The sequence below is a fragment of the Gemmobacter serpentinus genome (assembly GCF_008973825.1).
In the GTDB taxonomy this organism is placed as follows: domain Bacteria; phylum Pseudomonadota; class Alphaproteobacteria; order Rhodobacterales; family Rhodobacteraceae; genus Gemmobacter; species Gemmobacter serpentinus.
On sequence record NZ_WCHR01000011.1, the window covers coordinates 1 to 12,110 of the forward strand.

General features: G+C 62.3%; 10 protein-coding genes, 2 tRNA genes and 1 pseudogene. 1 reads left to right on the top strand and 12 read right to left on the bottom strand.

Features of this window, described 5'->3' with window-relative positions; genetic code table 11:
- Positions 1–118: 118 nt before the first annotated feature.
- The 8 genes and pseudogenes from GBJ34_RS06730 to lon all read right to left on the bottom strand — a co-directional run bounded on the left by GBJ34_RS06730 (position 119) and on the right by lon (position 6,382).
- Entirely contained in the window at positions 119–430 is a 312-nt protein-coding gene (locus tag GBJ34_RS06730; RefSeq protein WP_151718509.1) for a phage portal protein, read from the bottom strand.
- 217 nt (positions 431–647) lie between these two features.
- A complete protein-coding gene (locus GBJ34_RS06735) occupies positions 648–2,057 on the bottom strand; it encodes a tyrosine-type recombinase/integrase (protein ID WP_226341073.1) in 1,410 nt (469 codons plus the stop codon).
- 85 nt (positions 2,058–2,142) lie between these two features.
- Positions 2,143–2,214 (bottom strand): annotated as a pseudogene (locus GBJ34_RS21135) (hypothetical protein); the annotation flags it as partial.
- 88 nt (positions 2,215–2,302) lie between these two features.
- A tRNA-Val gene (locus tag GBJ34_RS06740) sits at positions 2,303–2,378 on the bottom strand.
- 346 nt (positions 2,379–2,724) lie between these two features.
- Positions 2,725–2,799, bottom strand: a tRNA-Val gene (locus GBJ34_RS06745).
- 18 nt (positions 2,800–2,817) lie between these two features.
- Entirely contained in the window at positions 2,818–3,291 is a 474-nt protein-coding gene (locus GBJ34_RS20735; RefSeq protein ID WP_226341074.1) for an HU family DNA-binding protein, read from the bottom strand.
- 302 nt (positions 3,292–3,593) lie between these two features.
- Positions 3,594–3,812, bottom strand: coding sequence for a hypothetical protein (locus tag GBJ34_RS06755; RefSeq protein WP_151718510.1), 219 nt, complete (start codon positions 3,810–3,812; stop codon positions 3,594–3,596).
- 164 nt (positions 3,813–3,976) lie between these two features.
- Positions 3,977–6,382: an endopeptidase La gene (gene lon / locus GBJ34_RS06760; protein ID WP_151718511.1), complete on the bottom strand. Its 2,406-nt coding sequence runs from the start codon at positions 6,380–6,382 to the stop codon at positions 3,977–3,979.
- 309 nt (positions 6,383–6,691) lie between these two features.
- On the opposite strand from lon, the gene GBJ34_RS06765 reads away from it, so the two are divergent.
- Entirely contained in the window at positions 6,692–7,222 is a 531-nt protein-coding gene (locus tag GBJ34_RS06765; protein WP_151718512.1) for a hypothetical protein, read from the top strand.
- On the opposite strand, the gene tgt is transcribed toward GBJ34_RS06765, so the two are convergent.
- From tgt to GBJ34_RS06785, 4 genes are all read right to left on the bottom strand, one after another.
- Positions 7,219–8,349: a tRNA guanosine(34) transglycosylase Tgt gene (gene tgt, locus GBJ34_RS06770; protein WP_151718516.1), complete on the bottom strand. Its 1,131-nt coding sequence runs from the start codon at positions 8,347–8,349 to the stop codon at positions 7,219–7,221. The genes GBJ34_RS06765 and tgt overlap by 4 nt on opposite strands.
- 128 nt (positions 8,350–8,477) lie before the next feature.
- A complete protein-coding gene (gene eno, locus GBJ34_RS06775; RefSeq protein WP_151718513.1) occupies positions 8,478–9,755 on the bottom strand; it encodes a phosphopyruvate hydratase in 1,278 nt (425 codons plus the stop codon).
- 41 nt (positions 9,756–9,796) lie between these two features.
- Positions 9,797–10,699, bottom strand: a complete 903-nt coding sequence (locus tag GBJ34_RS06780; RefSeq protein ID WP_151718514.1) for a DMT family transporter — start codon at positions 10,697–10,699, stop codon at positions 9,797–9,799.
- A 181-nt stretch (positions 10,700–10,880) separates the two neighbouring features.
- Positions 10,881–11,834 carry a DUF533 domain-containing protein gene (locus GBJ34_RS06785; protein ID WP_226341075.1) on the bottom strand — a complete coding sequence of 318 codons (954 nt, stop codon included), beginning with the start codon at positions 11,832–11,834 and terminating at the stop codon, positions 10,881–10,883.
- Between the last annotated feature and the right edge of the window lie 276 nt (positions 11,835–12,110).

Below are 12,110 nucleotides of genomic sequence, written 5' to 3' on the forward strand. Positions count from 1 at the left end.
AAAAACGGCTCGAGCCGCGCCATCTGCGCGTCAGCCAGCCAGAATAGATTGCTCATCAGAAGGGTCTCCTGGCCCCCTCTGAATCACCGAACAGCAGCACAATCAATGGGTCCTGACCCTAGGACGATTCCCCATCATGCAGGGTTTCAACCTGCACAGCGGTCGGCTCAAGCCGGTGCATTTCCAGCGGGTCGCCTGCCTCATTGCGCACCACCAGCGCAAAGCCATGACCATGCAAAAGCGCATCCGTAGTGATCTGGACGCGCAGGGCCTCGGCACTGGTCCAAGGGTTCGCTTCATCATGGATCAGGGCATATGCCGGGTGATCCTTGGTGGTTTCGCGGCTGTTGCGGTCATAGACCTTGGCGGGAAGACTGCCCGCCGTTTCCGCGATCAGCGACACCGCGCAGGCGACAGCCGGAACCTTCATGGCAGATCGGGGGCCGATGGAAACACCGGCCCCCGTTCCCGTGATACCGAACAGCGCAAAGGCTTCGGGATCAGTCAGCTTAAAGGACTTTGCTTCCGTTTTACCGAAAGCCAATTTTAAACGCTCAAAAACACTCTGAAACACAAAACACCGGAAATGCTGGCACTCGTTAATATCTCCAGATTCTCACAGGTGGATTCAGGGTTCAAGAGGTTTGTTATGTTATATCGTATTCTGGCAATTGTTCGATCACGGACGCCTTGGCGTTTAGGGTCACATCGCCGTAATTCTCACCCGCAGTTCGCCCGGTATGTCCCTGCATCGCATCAATGACACGGGTATTCAGGCCAAGTTCCATCGCCTGCGTTTTCAGCCGATGCCGCCACCCGTGATTGGGCTGCACCCCATCGGGCCTGATCTCTGACACCCGCAGCCAATCCGCGATCTGATTAGACATGCGCTGCGCCTTCGCGGCGTATCGCTTGGGGTCAGTGCCATTGTGGAAGATAGGCCCGTGCCCTACCCCCTTCACAAACTCCTCAAAGCCCAGGGCGATAATCTGGCGATGTAACGGCACATCACGATAGCCGCCTGCCTTCACCGTGCCCGCATCGGGGGTGATGCGGATTATCAGCCGGTCGCCTTCCTTGCGCACATCCTCGACCCGAAGCTGCGTGATCTCTGACACCCTTGCCCCGGTGAAGGCACAGATGATTGGCACCCATCGCTTTGCGGCGATAGACTGCGGTGTTTCCCGCACCCTGCCAAATTCATCACAATGGGGCTGATAGGACCGGGACGCCTTCAAGACAAAGACCGCCTCGGCATCGGTGTAACCACATTCGCGGCCATAGACCTTTTTCGGCTTCGGCTGTTTCACCGTGGCTGCGACATTCTCAGGCAGGCGTTCGTTCTCAAAGGCCCAGTTCAGCATAGACCGCACTGACGACAGGTAAGCGTCATTCACGGTCTTTGCCGCGAATTTCTTAACCAGCTGGTCGCGCCATTCGATCAGGTTTAGCTTGGTGATCTTGCGCGCGTCATTGTGTTTCAGGAACTTCCGCAGGTTCGCAATCACCGTGGCGTGTCGCTTGCCCCTATCCTTCATGAACCCCGCTTGCGTCCAGCTCAGAACGTAGTCGTCTGACAGCTTCAAGAGGCTCACAGGCTTTTCATGCGGCTCGGGCAGCTTGGCGTTCGTCAACAAGGGGTGGTCAGGTTTGCCGGTGAAGTCGCCTTCATCCCGCTCCGCCACCCGTGCCAGCGCCTCATATTCGGCCACACACAGGGCACGGGCGATCTGCCGCCATTCGTCGGAACCGGGTAGCGCAGTAAGGTTGCCAGCATCGCGGAAACTCTCCAGCCGCTCGCCGATCAGTGCGTTAAGGTCGGCATCCGTCAAACGCCCCGCCATGGCATCGCGCAGGCGCTGCACAAGCACTTCATCCACGAACCCGAAGGAATGGCGAATGTCGTTCCTCAGTTCGTCGTCAAACGCGATGCGCTGGTGATAATGCGAAAGCGCGATCTGATCCGGTGCCAGCGGATAGCGGGCTGGTGCTTTGGTGCTTGGCACCGATGCAACCTGACGCTCGGCCTGTGCGATCTGGTGTTGAAGCTGCGTCACTGCGCCCGGCAGCAACTTCAACGCTTCGCGGTAGTCGCCCCCCGAGCGAGGCGCGCAGTTCGGATTTCCCGACAGCTTTCCGAAGGTCTTTGGGGACAACGAGTCGGGCAAAATAGCGCCCGTCACGGTCCACCAGATGCCGAACTTTGCCTGCCATCACAGCCCCGTTTGTAACGTAAGTTGTAACAGTGAACCGGACAAAGCCCTTGATATGCAGGTGGTTTTTGCAATTTTAATGGGTTAGGTGGTGGGCGGTGAGGGACTCGAACCCCCGACATTCTCGGTGTAAACGAGACGCTCTACCAACTGAGCTAACCGCCCCCGCCGTGATCCCTAATGGATCGGGACCGGGGGCGCAAGTGGCCGTGGTGGGATGGAATGAGGGGTCCCGCAGGACCACCCCCTTCCGAGGCAGGTTCATAGCGAAAGACAGCCGTCGGAAATGACCTGCCGGTTCAGCCTCACCATCCGAGACCGGGTGCTTTTCATTCCTTGTTTTGAGAAACCTTGCCAATGATTGGCCCTGCGATGGCTGCGACAGGACGGATCTGCCCGCCCCGCCTATCGCACCGAGATAAGCCAATCCCAAACGCGGTTCATCGAACCGCCGACCATATCGTCGAAACGCAAAACGCCCCGGAAGATCCGAGGCGTTTCAACGTATTGATGGTGGGCGATAACGGATTTGAACCGCTGACATCTTCGATGTGAACGAAGCGCTCTACCGCTGAGCTAATCGCCCGATGCGGCGGTAATAGCCTCAGTCCTCGGCCTCCGCAACCCCCTCTGGCACATCTTTTTTGTCCGATTTCGCGCCGCCGCCGCGTTTCAGTTTGACGATCAGCATTTCGCCGCTGCCTGCCTCTTTCTGGCGGCTGACCCGGGCCTTGCCGAAGGGCGGCAGGTTCAGTTCCATCCCGTCAGACAACGCGCGGCCCATGGCGGCAAGCGTGGCCTCGACCACCGGCTTGACGAGCTTGGGCTTGGCACCACTGGCCTCGGCAACCTGATCGATCAATGCCTTCAGCTTCAGGCTGTTGGCGGCGGACATCACCTTGATCTCTGGGCCGCCCTGAGACGGGGGCGCGGCAATCGCTGCTGCCTCTGGCGGTGCCGGCTCTGATGCCGGTTTACTGGCAGCCTTGATCGGCTTGGCCTTGGCCATCGGCTTGGCGGCAGCCTTGCGCGCGGGTTTGGGCGCGGCGGGTTTCGCGTCCGAGAGTTTGGTGGCCATCATGCCCTCTTTGTTTCGATGCTGGAAACAACAATAGAGCGGAATGTGCCTGCCGCATAGGGGTTGGGATAGCGGTTGGTGCTGCGGCACGGCCCGGGATTTTTCGCAGCCGCTTGGCCTGCCGCAATCGCTTGGCTTTCTGCCGCTCGGATCTCAGCCCTTGGCTATCTTCCTTTCTTCACTGCGCAACAAAAGGAATGCGCCGCCATGTCGCGGAAGCGCGGCACCGGCGGAGGCCACCGGATTTCAGCGCGAGGACTGCACCGCAGGTTGTCGCCCGCACCGGACACGGGTCGAGATTGTCATCCGCGATGACCGCTTTCACGATTGGCACCACCGGCATTGGGCTCGTTGGTGCGCGCAGTCTGGCGGGGATGATGGGGTTGCGCAGCATTGCCCATCTTTTGCTTCTGCGCCTCTTGCTGCACGTCAAAGCGGGTCTTTTCGGCTTGCGCGTCGAAGCCGGGCTTCTCGGGGCCCGCCTGCTCGCGCTCGGGCTTGTCCAAATCCTGACGGATCATGGCATCCTCCATCTGCAACATTTCCTGTGCAGAACCAACGACAGCCACCGCCAAGGGTTCCACACCGCACGCAGGTGTGAGCGCGGCACGCAATCGCCTGCGCTGAAATGGAAAGGGCGCGGAGTTTCCCCCGCGCCCTGCCCGTCCATGCCTTGGCGCGCAGATCAATGCGCGATCTGACCCGCCTGCGGCTCGTTGTTCTTGCGGGCGGCAGCGGCGGCTTCTTCCGCAGCCTCATCCCATTCCACCGCCTCGGGCTGGCGCACCAGCGCGCGTTCCAGCACTTCGCGCACATGGGTGACCGGGATGATGGTCAGGCCTTCCTTCACATTATCCGGGATCTCCGCCAGATCCTTGGCGTTTTCCTCCGGGATGAGGACGGTCTTGATCCCGCCCCGCAGTGCCGCCAGAAGTTTTTCCTTCAGCCCGCCGATGGCGGTGGCATTACCGCGCAGCGTGACCTCGCCGGTCATGGCGATGTCCTTGCGCACCGGGATCCCGGTCAGGACCGAGACGATGGCCGTCACCATGGCAAGACCTGCCGAAGGGCCGTCCTTGGGGGTCGCCCCATCGGGGACGTGGACATGGATATCGATGGCCTCGAATTTCGGGGGCTTCACCCCGATCTCCGGGCTGACCGAGCGAACATAGCTGGAGGCCGCCTCGATCGATTCCTTCATCACATCGCCCAGTTTCCCGGTCGTCTTCATCCGGCCCTTGCCCGGCAGTTTCAGCGCCTCGATCTGCAACAGATCGCCGCCGACACTGGTCCAGGCCAGACCCGTCACCACACCGACCTGATCCTCTTTCTCGGCCAGACCATAGCGATGGCGCTGCACACCAAGGTAGTCTTCCACCTTGGCCTCATCGACATGCACCGATTTCGCCGTCTTCTTCAGGATCTCGGTCACGGCCTTGCGGGCCAGTTTCGCGATCTCACGCTCCAGATTCCGGACGCCCGCCTCCCGCGTATAGTAGCGGATGACGTGGTTCAGCGCCGCGTCGGTCACCTCGAACTCGCCCTTCTTCAGACCATTCGCCTCGATCTGCTTGGGCAGCAGGTGCTGCCTGGCGATCTCGCGCTTTTCGTCCTCGGTATAGCCGGCCAGAGAAATGATCTCCATCCGGTCCAGAAGCGGCCCGGGCATGTTGTAGCTGTTGGCCGTGGTCAGGAACATCACGTTCGACAGGTCGTATTCCACTTCCATATAGTGGTCGACGAAGGTCGCGTTCTGTTCCGGGTCCAGCACCTCCAGCATCGCGCTGGCCGGATCACCCCGGAAATCCTGCCCCATCTTGTCGATTTCATCGAGCAGGATGAGCGGATTGGTGGTCTTGGCCTTTTTCAGCGCCTGGATGATCTTGCCCGGCATAGAGCCGATATAGGTCCGGCGATGCCCGCGGATCTCGGATTCGTCGCGCACGCCGCCAAGGCTGATGCGGATGAATTCACGCCCCGTCGCCTTGGCAACCGACCGCCCCAGCGAGGTTTTACCGACACCCGGAGGGCCGACAAGGCACAGGATCGGGCCCTTCAGCTTGGCCGAACGGGTCTGCACCGCCAGATATTCGACGATGCGTTCCTTGACCTTTTCCAGACCATGGTGATCGGCATCCAGCACCTTCTGCGCCGCGTTCAGATCTTTCTTCACGCGCGACTTCACGCCCCACGGCACGCCCAACAGCCAGTCAAGGTAGTTGCGCACCACCGTGGCCTCGGCGCTCATCGGCGACATGGATTTGAGCTTTTTCAGCTCGCCCTCCGCCTTTTCGCGCGCCTCTTTCGACAGGTCGGTCTTGCGGATACGCTCTTCCAGTTCGGCCAGTTCGTTCTGGCCGTCCTCGCCATCGCCAAGTTCCTTCTGAATGGCCTTCATCTGCTCATTCAGATAATATTCGCGCTGCGTGCGCTCCATCTGCGATTTCACGCGGGATTTGATCTTTTTCTCGACCTGCAGGACCGACATCTCGCCCTGCATATGGCCGTAGACCTTCTCCATCCGCTCCGCGACATCAAGGGTTTCCAGAAGCTCCTGCTTCTGGGCCACGGCGATTCCCAGATGACCCGCAACCAGATCGGCCAGACGCGCAGGCTCGCGCGTGTCCGAGACAGCCGACAGCGCCTCTTCGGGGATGTTCTTCTTGATCTTGGCGTAACGCTCAAATTCCTCGGCCACGCCACGCAGCAGCGCGTCGACCACCGACTGATCGCCGGGGCTTTCCTCAAGCGGCTCGGCGCTCGCCTCGAAGAAGGAATCGTTCTGGTGGAATTCGGTGATGCGCACCCGCGTCTTGCCTTCCACCAGCACTTTCACGGTGCCATCGGGAAGCTTCAGCAATTGCAGCACATTGGCCAGCACGCCGGTGCGATAGATACCCTCGGCGGTGGGTTCATCCACGGTGGGGTCGATCTGGCTCGACAGCAGGATCTGGCGATCCTCCGCCATGACCTCTTCCAGCGCCCGGACCGATTTCTCGCGACCCACGAACAGCGGCACGATCATATGCGGGAAAACCACGATATCGCGCAGCGGCAGGACCGGATGGGTAAGGGTTTTATGGTCGCTCATTCGCGTTTCCTTGGATTGGCGGGAGGATCGCGGCCCCGACCATCGGCAGCCCGGCCTCCCCCTTTTCGCCCACCATATCTGGGGTTCTGTTACAGGAGTGTCAACCTTCTGGCCGATCAACTTGCGCGGGCCCCTCATCAGATGGTGGCGCATGGCCGATGTGGGGCGCAGCCAGGACCCCGAAAATCCCGGAACGACGGTCGTTAAATTCCGGGGTCATCTGCCGCGGTTCAACCCGGGGCTTTCCCCCTTCCTGACACAATCCTGCGCCACGCTTTCCCCCTGTCGCGGCTTGCGAAAGTGTATGTGATGATTGGACCAATGCTGTCGCGGCCTGACTGGCCGCAATTTGCCCAGATACCGGATCGGCTGATGCAGCCGGTGCGCGCGCTTGGTCGCGAAAGGGCGGCACGGCGCGCCTATCCCGGTGCCCTTGCGGCTAGGCTGATCGACACGCTGCTGGAAGAAGGCAGCTTTCAGACCGCCTTTGACGGATTACCCGGGTTCACATCGCGCCAGCAATCTTCGGGCATGATCTGCCTGCGCAACCCGACCCATCTTGTCGGTGCCCTGCTGGATACCAGCGAAGCGCGGCTGATCCTCGCCTTGCCCGACCATGACGGCTTTGCCCAGGATACGCTTTCGACGCTGATCGAGACCCGCTTTGGCACCGCGCCGGTCTGGCGCGGGCGCGATGCGGGCGGGCGGCATTGCCTGCTGACGCTGTGGCAGAACCTGCGGCTGGCGCTGAATGTGGTGCCCGGCCGTGTCGATCCGCTGTTTATCGGCAGCGCCCTGCCGGGATGCGAGCTGGTGCTGCAGGTCCGCTTGCAGGATTAAAGCGGCTCGATATCGCCCTGCGCCCGGGTCGCGTGAAACTGGGCCACAAACCCGGACAACTGCCCCGCCGCAATGGCATCGCGCAGACCCAGCATCAGATCCTGGTAGTAATGCAGATTGTGCCATGTCAGCAGCATGGAGGCGATGATCTCCTGCGATTTGAAGACATGATGCAGATAAGCACGGCTGTAATTGCGGCAGGCCGGGCAGCCACAGCTTTCATCCAACGGGCGCGGATCATCCTGATGGCGGGCATTCTTGATATTGACCTGGCCCCGCGGCGTCCAGGCCTGCCCGGTGCGGCCCGATCGCGAGGGCAGCACGCAATCCATCATGTCGATGCCGCGCTCCACCGCGCCGACGATATCATCGGGCTTGCCAACCCCCATGAGATAGCGCGGGCGGTCCTCGGGCAGATAGCCCGGCGCGTAATCCAGCACGCCAAACATCGCTTCTTGCCCTTCACCTACCGCAAGGCCGCCCACGGCATAGCCGTCAAAGCCGATTTCGCGCAGCTTCTCGGCACTTTCGGCGCGCAGGTCCGGCGTCACACCGCCCTGCATGATGCCAAACAGCGCATGGCCGGGGCGGTCGCCAAAGGCATCGCGCGACCGCTGCGCCCACCGCATCGACAGGCGCATGGACTTTGCGACCTCAGCCTCGGTTGCGGGCAGCGCCGGGCATTCGTCGAAACACATCACGATGTCTGACCCAAGCAGCTTCTGGATTTCCATGCTGCGCTCGGGGCTCAGCATATGTTTCGACCCGTCGACATGACTGGAAAAGCGCACACCCTCTTCGGTCAGCTTCCGCAGGCCCGACAGGCTCATCACCTGAAACCCGCCGGAATCCGTCAGGATCGGGCGATCCCAGTTCATGAACTTGTGCAAGCCGCCAAGGCGAGCAATGCGTTCCGCGCCGGGGCGCAGCATCAGGTGATAGGTATTGCCCAGCAAGATATCGGCACCCGTCGCGCGCACGCTTTCCGGCATCATCGCCTTGACGGTCGCCGCCGTCCCCACCGGCATGAACGCAGGCGTGCGGATCTCGCCGCGCGGTGTGGAGATCACGCCCATGCGCGCCCGCCCGTCGGTCGCCTTCAGTTCAAACCCGAATTTCTGTGCCATGAATTCCTGTGCCACGCCCCGGCCCCCTCATGCGAACGGGCGCCCGTCACAGGCGCCCGCAAATTTTCGTCGAAAATTTGCCCTTCGGATTTCCTGCGAAACCCCGTCGGCACTCAGTTCTTCAGGCCTCAGGCCTTCAGAATCGAGCGCCCGGCATATTCCGCGACTTCACCCAGCAGTTCCTCGATGCGGATCAACTGGTTGTATTTCGCCAGCCGGTCCGAGCGCGACAGCGATCCGGTCTTGATCTGACCGCAATTGGTGGCGACCGCCAGATCGGCAATGGTCGCATCCTCGGTCTCGCCGGAACGGTGCGACATGACGTTGGTATAGCGCGCGCGATGCGCCATATCGACGGCCTGCAGCGTCTCGGTCAGCGAGCCGATCTGATTCACTTTCACCAGCATGGAGTTCGCGCAGCCAGCCGCGATCCCCTCGGCCAGACGGCGCGGGTTGGTCACGAACAGATCGTCGCCAACCAGTTGCACCTTGTTGCCAAGACGCTCGGTCAGGGCCTTCCAGCCTGCCCAGTCATCTTCGGCCATGCCGTCTTCGATGGAGATGATCGGATAATCGGCGCAAAGCTTGGCGAGATATTCGACATTCTCTTCCGAGGTCAGCGACAGGCCCTCACCCTTCATCTCGTATTTGCCGCCGCGATAATATTCGGTCGAAGCGCAATCGAGGGCGAGGTAGATCTCTTCGCCGGGTTTGTAGCCCGCTTTTTCGATGGATTTCAGCACGAAATCCAGAGCCACGCGGGTCGAGGACAGGTTCGGCGCAAAGCCACCCTCATCGCCGATGCTGGTCGACAGACCGGCCTGCGACAGCTCTTTCTTCAGGGTGTGGAACACTTCCGACCCCATCCGAACGGCTTCCTTGATGTTCGATGCCGCGACCGGCATGATCATGAATTCCTGGATGTCGATCGGGTTGTCGGCATGTTCGCCGCCATTGATGATGTTCATCATCGGCACCGGCAGAACCCGGGCCGAGGTGCCGCCGACATAGCGGAAAAGCGGTTGGCCGGTGAATTCGGCTGCGGCCTTGGCCACTGCCAGCGAAACGCCGAGGATCGCATTGGCACCAAGGCGCGATTTGTTCGGCGTGCCGTCCATCTCTATCATGGTGCGATCGATACCGACCTGCTCGGTCGCGTCGAACCCGATCAGTTCTTCGGCGATCTCGCCATTGACGGCCGCGACCGCCTCCAGCACGCCCTTGCCCTTGTAGCGCGATGCGTCGCCATCGCGGCGCTCCACCGCCTCATGCGCGCCGGTCGACGCGCCCGATGGCACGGCCGCGCGGCCCATGGCGCCGCTTTCCAGCGTCACGTCCACTTCAACGGTGGGATTGCCGCGGCTGTCGAGAATCTCGCGCGCGTGGATGTCGATGATCGTGCTCATTTCGTCCTCCGGTGGGGGGAAGCATTGCTCTCGCCGGTTCTTTAGCCTGCGGTGCCCTGTGTGGAAAGGGCGCGTTTGCGCAAACGTTCCCGCGCGAAGGTATAAAGCCCCGATCCGATGATGAGGGCAGAGCCCAGATAGGTCAGAAGGTCGGGACGTTCGGCAAAGACAAGGCCGCCGATGATCATGGCGAAGATCAGCCGCGCATAGCGGAACGGCGTGATGACCGAGATCTCGCCCAGCCGGGTGGCCTGGGTCAGCGCCCAATAGGCGGTGACGCCAAACAGCAGCGCGCCCGCGATGCAGCCCGCCTGAACCGGGCCGGGCATATGCGCGCCGCCGGTAAAGGCCAGCATGATCGCCCCGAGAACCGCAATCGAGATGAAGCCCCAGGCCGAAACCTGCGCCGTGGTGATATGGCCGGGAATGCGTCGTGTCGCCAGATCGCGCGCCGAAAGGGCGATCACCGCCAGCACCGACCAGAGCGAGGCCATCTCGAACCCGTCCAGCCCGGGCCGGATGATGATGAGCACGCCGATGAAGCCCACGAAGATCGCGCTCCAGCGCCGCCAGCCGACCTTTTCCCCAAGGAACAGCGCGGCCCCCAGCGTCACCACCAGCGGCCCCGCCTGAAAGATCGCGGTGGCCGAGGTCAAGGGCGTCAGCGCAATGGCGGTGATGAAGCCGAAGGTGCCAACCATCTCGCCCAGATTGCGGCCCAGAAGCGCGGGATTAAGGATATCGCGGTTGAGGAACCGCCCGCCCTCGCGCCGGGCCAGCAGAACGAAGATCGGGGAGCCCAGCACCCCCAGCATCAACAGGATCTGCCCGGTCGGCAGATCGGCCGAGGCCCATTTTATGAACATGTCCTCCAGCGCGAAGCCGGCCATGGCGGCCACCATCAGAAGGATGCCCCTCCGATTGTCCTTGTGATGATCGCTCATGACTGTCCTGCTTGCGGGGGGCTGCTTCGGCGTCAGCCATAGGCGAAAGGCCGGGCGGGGTCCATGCCCGCCCGGCCTTTGATCTGCCCCAGCATCCTTTTGCGGGGCAGGACACGTTGCCCAACAAGATGGCGCCGAGAATATCCTGAGCCTGACGTGATCCTGCCCGGAACGCGCGCAATCAGCCGTAGATGCGCTGTGCCCCCGCCTGATCGTGGATCTGGTTCACATCCTGCGGATCCAGGCCCAGACCTTGGGCAAGGCTGTGCAGGTATTGCGCCTCGGCGCGATTATCCAGGTCGATGGCCGACAGTGAAATGGCATAGACCTGCGCCTCCATCCCCTGTGGCACCTGTTGGATCAGGCCCTCCACATCAAGGGGTGCCGCCAGTTCGGCATTGACGAAGGCCACTTCCTGTTCGCTGGCATCATCCAGCGCCGCCATCAGCTTGCGCTTTTCCTCGGCATCCAGATTGCCATCGGCCTTCACCGCCTGAATCATCGCCCGCAGCATCAGGGCTGCGGCCAGTTCCTGGTCGCGGCTTGGCTGTTCTTCGGTCGCATTGCCCGACAGGACCGCATCCAGCAGGCCCCCCAAGCCACCGCCCATGCCGCCGCGCGAGGTTGCAGCCCCTGCACCCGCCGCACCGACCAGCCCCCCAAGCAGGTCGCCGATGCCGCCAGACCCCAGCAAGCCGTCAAGGCCGGTGGGGGCCGAAGACCGACGGGTCTGCCCGCGCGGGGCCGCAGCGCCGCCCCCGGCCAGACCTTCCAGCAGCGATCCCAAACCGCCCAGGCCTCCGCTCGCACCACCGGCACCGCCGCCCAACATACCGCCCAGCAGGTCGCCAAGGCCACCCGTCCCGGCCTGGCCGGCATTTGCCTGGCCGGCATTTGCTTGTGTCCCGCGGCGCGGGGTGCTGGCGGATTTGCCGCCGACCATGCCCTCAAGACTGCCCATCAACTCGTCAAAGCCGCCCTGCCCGCTCCTGCTGCGGCCCGCAGATCGGGTGGTCGCGCCGCCCGCCTGCGCCGCGCCACCGCTGCCCGGCAATCCGTTCCTGGCAATATGGCTGACGCCTTTTGCCACCGCGACCCCGATCGCCATCTTTGCCAGTGTCTTGACCAAGGACATGCGCTCTTTCCCTTGTTACTGCCCCGGGCCACCCGCCCGGTCGGATCCCCGTGACCCGTCCGCCCCAGACTGCCCCGGCGCGCGGGGAAACCAAAGAGGGAAATCCGGGCACCTTATCCCCCTTGGTGCAACACATCCGCCGCTGCGCGGAGCACCGCCGAGGTCGCAACCCCGCCATGCGGCTGTGAGGCTGTGAGGCTGTGAGGCTGTGAGGCTGTGAGGCTGTGAGGCTGTGAGGCTGTGAGGCTGTGAGGCTGTGAGGCTGTGAGGCTGTGA